The 14196-nt window shown below is 42.5% G+C and carries 12 protein-coding genes, 1 other RNA gene and 1 pseudogene; 8 read left to right on the top strand and 6 right to left on the bottom strand.

The window, feature by feature from the left end:
* Window positions 1-109 precede the first annotated feature (109 nt).
* Complete coding sequence (locus tag ACSLP7_RS00825; protein ID WP_435577548.1) at window positions 110-826, top strand: YebC/PmpR family DNA-binding transcriptional regulator; 717 nt, start codon at window positions 110-112, stop codon at window positions 824-826.
* Between the two features lie 88 nt (window positions 827-914).
* Complete coding sequence (locus ACSLP7_RS00830) at window positions 915-1823, top strand: hypothetical protein (protein ID WP_435577549.1); 909 nt, start codon at window positions 915-917, stop codon at window positions 1821-1823.
* Between the two features lie 7 nt (window positions 1824-1830).
* Here the strand turns inward: ACSLP7_RS00830 and ACSLP7_RS00835 are convergent, their stop codons facing one another.
* The 3 genes from ACSLP7_RS00835 to ACSLP7_RS00845 all read right to left on the bottom strand — a co-directional run bounded on the left by ACSLP7_RS00835 (window position 1831) and on the right by ACSLP7_RS00845 (window position 5698).
* On the bottom strand, window positions 1831-2376 hold the full coding sequence (locus tag ACSLP7_RS00835) for a 1-acyl-sn-glycerol-3-phosphate acyltransferase (protein ID WP_435577550.1): 546 nt from the start codon (window positions 2374-2376) through the stop codon (window positions 1831-1833).
* Between the two features lies 1 nt (window position 2377).
* Window positions 2378-4192, bottom strand: a complete 1815-nt coding sequence (gene kdsB, locus ACSLP7_RS00840) for a 3-deoxy-manno-octulosonate cytidylyltransferase (protein ID WP_435577560.1) — start codon at window positions 4190-4192, stop codon at window positions 2378-2380.
* A 78-nt stretch (window positions 4193-4270) separates the two neighbouring features.
* Window positions 4271-5698, bottom strand: coding sequence for an ATP-dependent DNA helicase (locus ACSLP7_RS00845; protein WP_435577551.1), 1428 nt, complete (start codon window positions 5696-5698; stop codon window positions 4271-4273).
* Window positions 5699-5815: 117 nt separating this feature from the next.
* Between ACSLP7_RS00845 and ACSLP7_RS00850 the strand changes: the two genes are divergently transcribed.
* From ACSLP7_RS00850 to ACSLP7_RS00860, 3 genes and pseudogenes are all read left to right on the top strand, one after another.
* Complete coding sequence (locus ACSLP7_RS00850; protein ID WP_435577552.1) at window positions 5816-6481, top strand: hypothetical protein; 666 nt, start codon at window positions 5816-5818, stop codon at window positions 6479-6481.
* Window positions 6456-7250: a DUF3822 family protein gene (locus ACSLP7_RS00855; RefSeq protein ID WP_435577553.1), complete on the top strand. Its 795-nt coding sequence runs from the start codon at window positions 6456-6458 to the stop codon at window positions 7248-7250. Before ACSLP7_RS00850 ends, ACSLP7_RS00855 begins: the two co-directional genes overlap by 26 nt.
* Window positions 7241-7786, top strand: a pseudogene (locus ACSLP7_RS00860) (RsmD family RNA methyltransferase); the annotation flags it as partial. The gene ACSLP7_RS00855 and the pseudogene ACSLP7_RS00860, both read left to right, overlap by 10 nt.
* On the opposite strand, the gene rnpB reads toward ACSLP7_RS00860, so the two are convergent.
* An RNA gene (gene rnpB / locus ACSLP7_RS00865) (RNase P RNA component class A) lies at window positions 7774-8128 on the bottom strand. The pseudogene ACSLP7_RS00860 and the gene rnpB overlap by 13 nt on opposite strands.
* 102 nt (window positions 8129-8230) lie before the next feature.
* On the opposite strand from rnpB, the gene ACSLP7_RS00870 reads away from it, so the two are divergent.
* The 3 genes from ACSLP7_RS00870 to ACSLP7_RS00880 are packed head-to-tail and all read left to right on the top strand — an operon-like array spanning window position 8231 to window position 11326.
* Window positions 8231-9994: a DNA polymerase III subunit gamma/tau gene (locus tag ACSLP7_RS00870; RefSeq protein WP_435577554.1), complete on the top strand. Its 1764-nt coding sequence runs from the start codon at window positions 8231-8233 to the stop codon at window positions 9992-9994.
* A gap of 5 nt (window positions 9995-9999) precedes the next feature.
* Entirely contained in the window at window positions 10000-10581 is a 582-nt protein-coding gene (locus tag ACSLP7_RS00875; protein WP_435577555.1) for a tRNA-(ms[2]io[6]A)-hydroxylase, read from the top strand.
* Window positions 10574-11326, top strand: a complete 753-nt coding sequence (locus ACSLP7_RS00880; protein WP_435577556.1) for a class I SAM-dependent methyltransferase — start codon at window positions 10574-10576, stop codon at window positions 11324-11326. The genes ACSLP7_RS00875 and ACSLP7_RS00880 overlap by 8 nt, the downstream gene beginning before the upstream one ends.
* Here the strand turns inward: ACSLP7_RS00880 and ACSLP7_RS00885 are convergent.
* Together ACSLP7_RS00885 and ppk1 are read right to left on the bottom strand one after the other, a co-directional pair.
* Window positions 11323-12234: a Ppx/GppA phosphatase family protein gene (locus ACSLP7_RS00885; protein WP_435577557.1), complete on the bottom strand. Its 912-nt coding sequence runs from the start codon at window positions 12232-12234 to the stop codon at window positions 11323-11325. The genes ACSLP7_RS00880 and ACSLP7_RS00885 overlap by 4 nt on opposite strands.
* Window positions 12231-14196, bottom strand: a 1966-nt coding sequence (gene ppk1 / locus ACSLP7_RS00890) for a polyphosphate kinase 1 (protein ID WP_435577558.1), incomplete at its 5' end; no start/stop codon positions are given. The genes ppk1 and ACSLP7_RS00885, both read right to left, overlap by 4 nt.

Genomic DNA, 14196 nt, shown 5'->3' on the forward strand with positions numbered 1-14196 from the left:
AAAATCAGGAATTTACCTGATCGATTTTACAGCCAGCGGAAGTTTTCCAATATTCTAGGGAACAACATCTGCATTTTTTTAAATTTGTGGATCGAATCAATTTTTATCTATGGGAAGAGCATTTGAATTTAGAAAAGCACGTAAAATGAAGCGTTGGGCTGCAATGTCCAAAGCCTTTACACGAATTGGAAAGGATATCGTAATGGCTGTCAAAGAAGGTGGTCCTGATCCTGATGCTAATTCAAAACTGCGCGCGGTCATTCAAAATGCCAAGGCTGTCAATATGCCTAAGGATAATATTGAACGTGCCATTAAGCGCGCCTCAGATAAGTCTCAAGGCGACTATAAAGAAGTTCTTTTTGAAGGCTATGCCCCACACGGTATTGCCATTTTGGTAGAAACTGCTACAGACAATAACACCAGAACAGTTGCCAATATCCGATCGTATTTCAACAAATGTGATGGAAGTTTAGGAACTTCTGGTTCTGTGGTCTTTATGTTTGATCATACCTGTAATTTCCGCATCAACGGAGAAGGTATGGATTTGGAAGAATTGGAGTTAGAGCTTATCGATCACGGAGTTGAAGAGGTCTTTGAAGACGAGGACGGCGTAATGATTTACGCCCCTTTTGAGAGCTTTGGAGCCATTCAATCTGCTTTGGAATCACAAGAGATAGAGATCATTGCTTCTGGCTTTGAGCGCATTCCTCAGGTAACCAAGACGCTGGGCGAAGATCAAAAAGCTGATGTGGAGAAATTGCTCGAAAAAATCGAGGAAGATGATGACGTACAAAACGTCTACCACAATATGAACGAACTCGAGTAACAACCGCTGCGAGCCGTAAGAGAATTCTTTGATTTTGTTTGTACGAATTCAATTCCTTAACTTAGCTGAGTAGGTTAAACACAAATTCATGCGTAATTTCCTGATTTGCTTTTTGTTAAGCAGTGTCATTTGGTCTTGCCAGAAGGACTCCTTCTTGGAAGAACGCGGTGTTAATCCTACTGGTGATTCTACCATTAGTGTAGATCCAACCGACGAAGAGATCTTTGATGATATCGATCTTCAAGACCCACGAGCTAGCTTGGATAACAGCACTCAAGGTTTGTATCGAGGGGTCTTCTCTTCCTTTGATGGAACCAACCACGGAGAAATTGTGATTAACCTTGGTAACGATGGCGAAATGGCTGCTGCCATACACTTTATCAACGGAGAAAAGATTGCTTTTACCGCGGAAAGCGAAACACTGACCACTTTTAAGTTCAGAAATAACCAGGGATCATTTTCTTTCAACGTCGCAGATATTGAGGATCCAAAGGCCACAGATGTAATTTTCAATCAAAAGTCGAGTTATATCAGAGCCTATAAAGAGCGCAGCTCAAGAAGAATTTCCATAGCCTTAGGGCATTATGATGATCCTGCTGATGAAGAATTCGGCGGGAATTGGGACTTAATTTCTTTTGGTGTTAGAGAGTTTAACTTTCCCGGAGCCATTAGATTGAGTGAAGTTGTAGTTTCTCGTGGAGATCAGGTACTGGTAGACCTTGAAGGTGACATGACTGAGGATTTTGAAGGCTGCTTCGGATTTGATGTTCGAGGTCCTTATTTAGCACAAGTCTCCGGCGATATTGCTTTGCTTGAAGGAAAAGATCAGGTTTCTATTTTCAACGGACAGCGTTGTGATTGGAATCTGTCCTACAGTTTTCAAAACAACCGTGGCACATACTCTACTTCTCGTTGTGAACCAGGTGCTGCCTCTGGAGTATGGATATGGAACTTCCGCACAGGCCGTCTCTTTGTAGACGCTTTGCGCATCCATTAAAATCTTTCTAGAAATCTTGTGTGTACTCGGGCTTCTTCCCGACCACGCCTTTATATTTGGCCATTAAAGCAGTCATATCTTTATCAATATCACCGCTAAGTGTATAAGGTCGGTGTATCGTTACGGTTTTAGTTCCATAGTCAAAAGCTACAGCAATTACAGGCACATCGGCAGCTTGTGCGATATAATAAAAACCTGTTTTCCACTGATCGACTTTCTTACGTGTGCCTTCTGGTGCGAGTGCCATGCGGAATTCATCGTGCTGCTTAAAGATCGCTGCAATAGCTTCTACTTTATTCTGACCAGAAGTACGATCCAAGGGATAACCACCCATCCAACGAAAATAAGCGCCTAAGGGCCATTTGAAAAGTTCTTGTTTCCCTACCCAATGGATCTTGGTCTTTAAAATACGACGTGTATAAGAACCTACAGTGAAATCATGCCAATGCGTATGAGGTACTACGATCACTACGGATTTCTTGACCTTCGGATCAAAGCTGCCTTTGATCTTCCACCCCATGATCTTATGAAAAATGAATTTAGTAAGTCCCATCTTACATTTTGAGATATAATTCACGAAGCTTCTCCCGAGTGGCAATATCGCGCCAGTTGTCACCCAAAGCATTCTCCCAAAGCGGTTCCAGTCCAAGAGCTGTGTTGATCATGGTCTCCATTTGCGCATCGGTAAGCTGAGAACAAATACCCACCGGCAAATCGATATCGTGTTTCTCCATCATTTGTTTAAAGAGTTTCACACCGTCCGGATAGAATTCTTCCAAATGACTAAAAACAATACAATTTCCAATTCCGTGTTTGGTTCCTAAGACATAGCCTAAACCATAACTCAAAGCATGAGCAACACCGACCTGAGAGTAAGCAATACTCATCCCACCGTGCCAAGAAGCCATCATGAGTTTTGCCCGAGCCTCTTCCGCAGTTAAGTCATCACCTAAAAATATCTCCACACAGAGATCATAAGCCTTTTCACCATAGCTTTGACTAAAGGCATTTAAAAAGGTGCCTTGCAAGGATTCAACACAGTGAATGAAGCAGTCCATACCGGTGTAAAACCACTGGTTCTTTGGGACGCCTTTGCAGAGATCAGGATCTAAGATCACCTGATCAAACGGTGTGTAATCGCTGTTGATTCCCAATTTCTTTTCGGGTCCAGTCAATACACAGGTTCTTGAAACTTCAGCTCCTGTTCCAGAAATAGTAGGGATACCGACGTGATAAACGGCCTTTTTCTTGACTAAGTCCCAACCTTGATATTCAGAAGCACTACCGGAATTGGTCAACATTATAGACACAGCTTTAGCGAGATCTAGAATAGATCCCCCACCAATTCCTATGATTCCAGAAGGCAGTTCCTTATACTCTGTTCGTATTTTTTTGACGATCTCATCAACTTGAGTCGTCTTTGGCTCTTCAATGGTCGACGCAAAAATGAGCTTATCATTGAAATTTAAAGTAATGCGATCCACCAAGCTCTGTTGATTCTCAAAAATATCGTCAACAATAAAGATAAAAGGAGCTCGGTCTTTGCGCTCAGCAGCTAGAATTTGTTCCAACTGATCAAAACTACCCTTTCCAAAAACCACCTTAGGTACCATTGGAAAATTTCTGTAACCATCATTTACAGCTGGTTGTTCCACTTTTTCGATCATGCGTTTTGCACGAGCGAGATCCTCTGGGGTGTCAATTTCTACTCCCTGATCCTTGGTTACAGCCATTTTTATATTGTGGCCGTATTCCAGGTATCGAATGCATTCGATCTTCTCCGCCGCTTCTAATTTGCGCATGGGCAATCGATAGAAATCCATAATTGCCTGCTTTCTAAAAGCGTATATACCTTTGTGTTTAAAGTACTTAACCGCAGTATTCTTATCTCGAGGATAAGGGATCGGTGAACGGGAAAAGTACAGTGCAAAATTGTCTTTGTCTACAATTACCTTAACACAGTTTGGGTCGCTGATCTCTTTCCAGTCCTGAATCTCAGTCATTAATGAAGCCAGATCGATCTTGTCCGCGTCCTCTTGATAAAAGACATCCAATACCTTCTTAAGACCGTCTTTGGTTGTAAAGGGCTCATCCCCTTGGACATTGACGACAATATCAACATCCATATCCGCTACTGCCTCTGCGATGCGATCACTCCCACATTCGTGCTCTTTTTGGCTCATAATAGCCTTACCTCCGTGATTGGTGATCTCCTCAAAGATCACATCACTATCAGTAACCACAAATACGTCTTGAAATAATCCTGTATCTACCGCCGCCTCATAGGTGCGAAGAATCACGGTTTTCCCTCCCAGATCCTGCATGAGTTTGCCTGGGAAGCGCGAGGCTCCGTATCGTGCGGGGATCATAGCAATAATGCGCAAAGGTGTATTCAATGTCTTGTTTTTAGTGGATCAAAAGTACAACAATTTATAAGATCGAGGGGCTTAGTCCTCTTCAAAGAAAGTACTGGAAAAACCAAGCAGAAAGACCTTATCGCTAGCCCGGGTTAAAGCTGTGTACAACCACCGGAAATAGCCTTTGTTTGGGCCTTCAGGAAGATAGGGTTGTTCTATGAAAACCGTTGGCCATTGCCCTCCTTGTGATTTGTGGCAAGTGATGGCATAGGCGAACTTTACCTGCATGGCATTAAAGTATTTGTTATTCTTAACGGCCAAGAACTTTTTATAATGAGATACCTCGTCTTCATAGTCCTCACGAACAGCTTCATAAAGTCTGTTAGAATCCTCATAAAGTAAAGAGGGAGTCTCTGCCATTAAGGTATCCAGTATCAAAACGGTCTCAAAGGGTTTCATATCTGGATAATCTATCATGCGTACGGTAACTGTGGCAAATCGAAAACCATAGAGTTCATTGATTGCATGGATCTCTAAAACCTCAATAATATCTCCATTGGCCACAAATCCAGCCTCGCTATCTGGTTTGAGCCAGAAGTAGTTGTTCTTCACCACCATCAAGAAATCTCCAGCCTCTAGCTCGCCTTCTTTAAAGAGGATTCGTTGTCGTATCTGCTGATTGAATAAATTCGCGCGCTTGTTGGAACGCACTATGACTATAGCTCCTTCTGTTCCCTGATCGCTGTAGGCGTCATTTAAAGCATCCATGATCTCTTGCCCATCCAAAGGCCGAGTCATGTCGTTGAAATCAGTCAATCGAAAACGATAATCGTCATAATACTCATGAGACAAACGATCGCGAAGCGCCGTAGCATTATACAGAATGCCACTGTCCATTTGTTGACGAACCACCTCGCTGAGCTCTAAGACTGTCACCTTTTTATCAAAAAAACGTGCCATCAGATCTTCATCTAAGGCAGGACTGATATCTAATTTCACTGGAGGCAGCTGTGCCGTATCGCCAATCAGGATCAATCTACACCCGTGTCCGCTATAGACGTATTGGACTAAATCTTCCAGCAGTGAGGAGCGCTCATTAGAAGTAGCGTTTAGTTGCATATCTGGGATCATGGAGGCCTCATCTACTATGAAAATGGTATTGCGATGCTTATTGGGTCGTTTGATAAAAGTGATGCCTCCACCCTTCTTCTTTCTTGGGGTATATATTTTTCTGTGGATGGTATGTGCCTGTCTGCCAGCATAGTTACCCAATACTTTTGCCGCACGTCCAGTCGGCGCCAAGAGGTAAGCTGACTTTTTAAGCTTCCATAACTGACTTACCAAAGTAGCCATGATAGAGGTCTTTCCTGTACCTGCGTAACCCTTGAGCAAAAAGAGTTCATCTGGCGCAGAGTTACAGGAGTACAATGCGAGTAACTGCAAGGCTTTCTGCTGTTTCAGCGTTGGTTCGTGTGGGAAGTTTTCGCGGAGAATTTCGTAAAATTCTTGAGGTTGCATCCGGATGATTTCTTTGGCTTAAAACTACGCGAATTTTATAGGATATTACTTTCGTGAAACAAAAAAAATTGTAGATTTGCGTTAGACCTAGTTTTAACAAAAAAACTCTCTTCAAGAATGAAAATAGTAATTCAATTAGTACTTTGGGCAATCATTGGTTTGTTAGGGTATTTGTTGTTTAAATCCATTTATGGACCGATTCAATTCAACCAAGTCAAAGAGAAGCGCTACGCTAAAGTAATTGACAATCTAAAAGACATCCGTTCTGCTCAGTTAGCTCACCAAGAAGTTACTGGTGTATTTGCGAAGGACTTCAACGCTTTAGTTGCTTTTGTAGACACTGCAGAATTCGCCATCACCCAACGTAGAGATACTATTTACGACGATGTTGAGAAAAACAGAGCTTTCGGGATCGATGAAGGTTACTACATCGAAGAAACTTTGATCGATACCATTGGTTATAATAGTGTAAGAGATTCTCTATTCAGAGATTCTGACCGCTACAAAACCATGATGAACGTTCCAATCGAAGGCGTTACTGCAAAATTCGATATGGACGCTGGAATGATAGAATCTGGAGATCTTAAGTTGCCTGTGTTTGAAGCAAAAGTTGCGAAGAATGTAGTTTTATCAGATCAAGACCCAGACCTATTGGCTCAAGAAAATCAGATCGTATCTGTAGAAGACATTAACGGTTCTCACATTATCGTAGGATCCATGACCGAGGTAAACACCAACGGTAACTGGCCTAAGAACTATGACACACCCGCAAGAAAGAACTAAAGAGGTTCCGACCGAAAACATAAAAAGACTGTCCGTTCAAATTAGTTTGACCGGACTTTCTTTTTTATTGGAATATCCAAGTGGCGATTCTTGGGTATACCGTCATGAATTGCCTTCTGGATTGCATCCCGGTGATGTACTTATTGAACTCCAACAAATACTCTCTCAAGAGCGATTCAGCAATAAAACTCAAGAAGTTGTAGTGGTTTACCACCACCCTACTTTTACTTTTGTTCCTGAGGCCCTCTTTGCTCCAGAGAACCTGGCAGATTACTTAAAGTTCAACGCTAAGATCCTGCCTCAGGACTATTTGGATTACGATGTTTCCAAGTCCAGAAGCATGGTCAATGTCTACGTGCCATACACCAATATCAACAACTTCTTTTTTGATCGCTATGGAGACTTCACCTTTCTGCACGGTGCTACCGTCTATTTAGCAGCACTAGAATCCAAGACCACAACAAAAAGCACACAGGTCGCTGCGCATTTGGAAGACAACAGTCTTATGATTGCGGTGACCACAGGAAATAAAGTGTCACTGATAAATGCCTTTGAAATAAGCGCTGCTGAAGACTTTGCGTATTATTTGTTATTTACGATGGAACAATTAGGCTTAGACCCAAAAGAAGTTCCTTTGGTTTTAAGCGGGGATTTCAGTGAAGATGATGATTATTTTGCCTTAGGTTATCGCTACGTAAAAGACATTAGCATCTTAGAAGATTCCCAAGAAGCTTTCTTACTAAAAAATGTGGCTGCCGCATGCGAATAATCTCTGGTTCACATAAGGGAAAACGCCTAAGAGCGCCGAAAAACCTACCTGTCAGACCCACAACAGACTTTGCCAAAGAATCGCTTTTCAACATCTTGGGAAACAGAATTAATATTTATGAAACCAAGGTTTTAGACCTCTTTGCAGGCACCGGAAACATCTCCTATGAGTTTGCCTCTCGAGGCGCTGAGGACATAACAGCTGTAGACCAACACTACGGATGCTGTAAATTCATTACGACCACTGCTCAGGAATTGGAATTCCCTATTCGAGCAATTAAAAGCGATGTTTTTGGATTTATTGCCAAGCATACAGAGACCTATGATCTCATCTTTGCGGATCCGCCTTATGATTTAGGCCAAGAGGCTTTTGAGCGACTGGTCATTGAAGTTTTATCGGGCTCTTTACTTGATGATGAAGGCGTTTTGATCGTAGAACACCCCAAGCACCTGGAATTAAATGCACTTGATGGATTTTCAGAGCTGAGAAGATACGGCGGGAGTTGTTTCTCCTTCTTTGAGAAAAAAACAGCAGACCTATAAGCCGGATTCTGTCCCCCGAAGTAGAATAAATTCACTTCAGGGTCCTTATCATTTATCTGGAGTGTACATTGCTGCACCCTTCTAACTGCCTACCCTCCCACATCGCGCGAGCAGCACTCAAACGTAGGTTTACATGGCATTTCACCGCATAGAGTTTACCTGATTTCACTACAGCATTACCTGTACTTGCTTTCTGTTGCACTTGTCCTCCCGGAAAGTGAACTGCGTTCTACTTTCTGGTGACGGCCGTTAGCCGCTATGCTGCTCTTTGGTGTCCGGACTTTCCTCCATGAAGTGAACAAAGTTCTACTTCACAGCGATAAGGCGGTCTGCTGGCTGCAAAAGTACATTTTTTGACAAATAATGTTAATAAAAAAGCAGAATTACAAGCGCACCGAGGCCCTATAATTTAGGGGTAATTTTATCTTTGTTACTCTTATGGAACACTTCATTGTATCGGCTAGAAAGTACAGACCCACCACCTTCAAGGATGTTGTTGGGCAAAGTGCTATTACCAATACTTTGGAAAACGCTATTGCCAACAATCATTTGGCTCAAGCTTTGTTGTTTACTGGTCCGCGAGGCGTGGGAAAAACAACTTGTGCCCGTATTTTGGCCAAGAGGATCAATGCGGATGACAACACCTCAGAAGACGAAGACTTTGCTTTCAATATTTTTGAATTGGATGCGGCTTCCAACAACTCTGTAGATGACATCAGAAGTTTGATCGATCAGGTCAGGATTCCACCTCAGGTTGGAAAGTTCAAGGTTTATATCATTGACGAGGTGCATATGCTCTCTGCTGCAGCCTTTAATGCATTCCTTAAAACCTTGGAAGAACCTCCCAAACACGCCATTTTCATTTTGGCGACTACAGAAAAGCACAAGATCATCCCTACCATCCCATCACGATGTCAGATCTTTGATTTTAAACGAATCACTGTAAAAGATATCAAGGAGCATTTAGGTCATGTAGCGGCTTCAGAAGGTATTCAGGCCGATGAGGACGGACTGCAGATCATTGCCCAAAAGGCCGATGGCGCTCTTAGAGACGCCTTATCGATTTTTGATCGTGTTGTGAGTTTTTCTGGTAAGAATTTGACGCGACAGGCAGTGACTGAGAATTTGAATGTTTTGGACTACACTACCTATTTCAAGGTGACCGATCTTGTCCTGGACAACAATATTCCTGAATTACTGCTTGAATACGATCAAATACTCTCACAAGGATTTGACGGACACCATTTCATTGCAGGTTTAGCTTCTCACTTTAGAGATTTATTAGTCGGTCAACAACCACAAACCAATGATCTGCTAGAAGTTGGGCCGGAAATTAAGGCCAAGTATTTGGATCAAAGCCAACGCTGCTCCAAGGCATTCTTAATTGAAGCCATAGAAAAGGCCAACGCCTGTGATCTGCAATTTAGAAGCAGCAGAAACCAAAGACTGTTGGTGGAACTATGCTTGATGCAACTGGCCTCTATCACTTTTGATGGAGAAAAAAAAAAGTCTCCTAACTACATAATCCCTGCTTCTCATTTCAAAACAGTGAGACCGGCTGAGCGCATCGATGCGCCTCAACCAGCAGTGCCCGAAGTTAAAGAAGCTCCTAAAGAAGTAGCTGAACCGCAGGCGGCTCACCCAGAACCTGTAGCGACTGGTCCAACAATTGCAGACTCATCACCTCAAGAGCCAGCTCCAGCGGTTGCTGAGAAGCCTAAGATCAATCTAAACTCCAACAGTGGAAGACGCGTCTCTGCCCTATCGCTTAAGTCCATCAAGGAAAAGCAGCAGTTGCAGGCGCAAAGCGCTAAAGACAAAGAAGATGCCGTTCTACCAACGGAGGAATTCACCCAAGCGGCATTAGAAGAACACTGGAAGGCTTTTACCACTAAGATGGAGCGCAAAGGACGATACAATTTGGTTTCTCACTTAAGCATGGCTGTACCCACAAAAGAGGGTAGCCGTTTGCTTTTGGAATACCCTAATGCAACTATCAAAGTTGAATTAGAGTCGGCTTCCCACGAATTGCTTGGATATCTGCGGGAGCAGCTAAAGAACTATGATATAGAACTGGACATTAAGGTCAATGAAGAAATCCAAAAGCGCTATGCCTATACCCCGCGCGAGAAATATGATAAACTCAAAGAGATAAATCCCTTGATGGATACCCTCCGTCAAGAATTTGATCTAGAAATTTAAAAATCATGCTAGGACTCAAATTGCCAACAGATCCACGTTGGGTGAATATTGTTGAAAAGAATATTGATGAGATACTCACAGATCACGCCTATTGCGAGCAAAAGGCCGCCAGTACTGCCATCTCTTTGATCATTGGTTATCCGGAATACACGGATCTTGTAGCAGAAATGACCTTATTAGCGCAAGAGGAAATGAGTCATTTTAAAATGGTGCACGACCGCATTGTGGCACGCGGAGGTCATTTGGGCAGAGAACGCAAAGATGCCTACGTGAATCAACTCATGAAATTCTTCCCTAAAGGCGGGAGCAGAAACGATCAATTGGTACATCGCCTGCTTTATGCAGCGCTTATTGAAGCCAGAAGCTGTGAACGCTTTAGATTACTCAGTGAGGAACTCGAAGATGAAAAGCTAGCGGACTTTTACCGTAAACTGATGATCTCAGAAGCCAATCATTACACCATGTTCTTGAAATTTGCCAGACAGTACGGCGAGCGTGAAGCAGTGGATAAAAAATGGCAGGCCTTATTGGATTTTGAAGCAGAGCTCATGAAAAACCTAAGTAAATCTGAGACCATTCATGGCTAATATTCAGAAGTTAATCAGAAAAGTCAAATACAAACTATTTGGCAATCCATATTACAAACGCGAGCTGTATCAAGGTGTCAACCTGCCTTCTTTTAGAGAGAATCAAGGATTGAGCGAAAATCAGGACTATTTACAATCAGCGATAGATCAACTCCAGGCCATACAAGAACACAAGGCTTTTGAAGACACTTTGAGTTTTCTCGATTTTGGTTGCGGACAAGGCCGAATAGCCAATGGCATCAAGTACTTAAAGTTACCTTTCCACAGCTACACTGGTGTAGACACGCATGAACTCTCTATCAATTGGTGTAAAAAGTGGATCAGCATTTATGGTCCAGCCTATAAATTTCTGCATTTACCAGCATACAACGAACGCTATAACAAACAGGCTGAAAAGCTACAGAAACTACCCTTTGAGGACAATAGCTTTGATATGATCTTTTTAAACTCTGTGTTTTCTCATATGATCACTGAAGACATTCAGTTCTACTTGGATGAGTTTTCACGATTGATGAAAACAGGAGGTTTGTTGTATATAACAGGGTTTGTTGAGGAAAACGTACCTGAAATGGTTGAAAACCCAACAGATTATATCAGTGAAAATCACGGGGCGCTGTTCAGAGTGCGCTATGAAAAATCGTTTTTCCTTAAACAATTCACCGACCGCGGTTTTACTATTAAAGACTTTGATCACCAAGGCATAACGCGAACCAAGCAGTCCGTGGTTATGGCTATTAAATCTTAATTGACCTCGATATTCTTAGCCTTATGCTCTTGATGTAGGGTTTTAATGATCCCATCGGCTAAACCAATCTTAGGCACATAGATATAGTCTGCCTTTGCCCATTTCATAGCAGAAAGGTAAATACGGGTTGCTGGAATGATCACATCGGCACGGTCTGCATTCATTCCCAAACGCGCAATACGCTCCTCATAAGTGAACTTCTGCAAGATTTTGTAATGGTTGCTCAAAAAGAGATAGGTCAAAGGACGTCCAATTTTGATGCCTGATTCCTTGTAGATACTGTTGATATTCCCTCCAGAACCAATAAGAGAGACATCGTCAAGTTCTGAGGTATTGGCCTTGATCCATCGCTTTACACTATCCCATAAGGGTTCATCCACCTGATCGTTAAGCAAGCGTACTGTTCCCAACTTGAATGAACGAGAGGCCAAGACCTCTCCTTGTCCGTAGACAGTAAATTCGGTACTCCCACCTCCAACGTCAACATATAGAAAATTGCGCTCGTCATCAATAAGGGTCTTTAAATCTGTGGAGGCGATAATGGCCGCTTCTTCCTTACCGTCAATAATATGAATGTGTATTCCAGCCTCCTTGTTTATAAGCTGAGCTACCTCATTGCCGTTAGCAGCCTCACGCATAGCTGAAGTAGCACAAGCTCTGTAGGCTTCTATATTGTGTACATTCATGAGCATCTTAAAAGCCTTCATAGCCTCAACCATTCGCTCAATATTCCCTGCGCTAATTTTCCCTTGGTCAAATACGTCTGCACCTAATCTGATGGGTACCCGAACCAAGGAAGTCTTTTTAAAATTTGTAGGGCCATCCCCTAATTGAGTCACTGTTGCGATCAACAAACGAATCGCATTAGATCCAATATCTATGGCACCGTATTTCTTTATTTCGATCAAACCTGATTCAACTTTTTTTGGTAATACGAATACATTTCAAACTGTGAACGCAATGCCGGTTCTCCATTTCGTTCTCGATAAGCATTGTCTTGTGCAGCGCTAATAATACGCGCTTTTACGTTATCCTTCCAGCTAATGGTGAAGGTATCCATAATCTCCTGTTTAATTTCGGGATCGTAAATAGGGCATCCAATTTCAACACGACGGTCAAGATTGCGGGTCATAAAATCTGCCGATGAGATATAGACCTTAGCATCGTCTTGGTTTTCAAAGATAAACACACGCGGATGCTCCAAGAACTTATCTACAATACTGATCACTTCAATGTTTTCACTGAGTCCTTCAACCCCTGGAATCAAACAACAAATACCCCGAGCGATGATCTTGACAGGCACTCCGGCTTGGCTTGCCTCATAAAGCTTGTCAATCATAGGATAATCTGACATATTGTTGAGTTTGATTCGGATGCCGCTCGGCAGACCGTTCTTATGATTCTCAATTTCTTCGTCGATAAGGTTATAAAGCACATTACGCGTGTAGTGCGGAGAAACGATCAGGTGATTGTACTTCTTGATTTTATAGTTCACTTCCAAGAAGTCAAAGACCTTATTGACTTCTTTTAAAATCTTCTGATTGGCCGTAAACAGGGTGTAGTCAGTATAAATCTTAGCTGTTGATTCGTTGAAGTTTCCGGTACTGATAAAGCCGTAACGCTTGTTCTTCTTTCCGTTTCTGCGTTCAATCACACAAGCTTTACAATGTACTTTAAGCCCCGTAACTCCAAAGATCAGATGCACGCCTTCTTGCTGCATTTGTTCAGCATAACGGATGTTGGCTTCTTCATCGAATCGCGCTTGCAACTCAATCTGTACCGTAACCTCTTTACCGTTCTTCGCAGCATTGATCAATGACCCCGCAATGTGAGAGATCTCCGCCAAACGATAAATCGTAATCTTGATCTTTTCTACCCGCGGATCCAGAGCTGCTTCCCGCAGAAAACGAATCACATAGGTGAAATCGTGATAGGGCGCATAGAGTAAAGCGTCCTTTTTGTCAATGGCATCGAGTATACTGTCAGAACCATGCAAGCCCTTAACTGGTAGTGGTTTAATTTTGTTGTATAGCAGGTCTTGGCGTCCAAAACTCGGAAATTTCATATAATCCCTGCGGTAGTGATAACGACCTCCAGGAATTACACTATCTGTAGCCTCGATCTCCATATGCTCCAACAAATAGCTCAGGGTATCCTCGTGAATTGATTTGTCATAAACAAAGCGCACCGGATCACCAGAAGAGCGTTCTTTTACACTTTTTGAGATCTTAGCGATAAAGCTCTTACTCAGATCAGAATCCATATCCAGACCAGCGTCACGGGTGATCTTGATCATATGGGCTTCTATGGATTTGTAATTGAATAGACTAAAAATAGTACCCAAAGAGTAGCGGATCAAATCGTCTAAAAGGATCACAAATTGCTTCTCGCCCTCTTGAGGAAGTATGATAAATCGATCTAAATAGCGTGGAATCTCGATCAAGGCATAATTGACTGGATCGGTCAATATCTTGGCATCTTCATGCATTTCCATACGAACCGTGAGATAAGCCGCTGAGTCCTGTAAACCTGGAAAGCTGGTTTGGTCATTCAACATCATCACTCCCAAAGCTGGGGATACCTTATTCTGAAAGTAATCCGCAATAAATTCGTGTTGACGCTGACTTACTTGAGTTTCATCAATTACAAAGATGTTCTCCTTTTCCAATTCTTTGTAGATGCCTTTGAGAATATTCAAACTGGCAGCCTGATGATCAATTACGATACCCGTGATCTGTTCCAAAAGGTCTTGGGCCGCAATTCCTTTCAAAGCAGAGCGTCCGCCTTTACCGGCGTCTACAATGCGTTTTACAAAAGCATAGCGCACCTTAAAGAATTCATCCAAATTGTTGGAAAAGATCCCGAGAAAT

Source organism: Gilvibacter sp. (genome assembly GCF_965601605.1).
Classification (GTDB): Bacteria; Bacteroidota; Bacteroidia; order Flavobacteriales; family Flavobacteriaceae; genus Gilvibacter.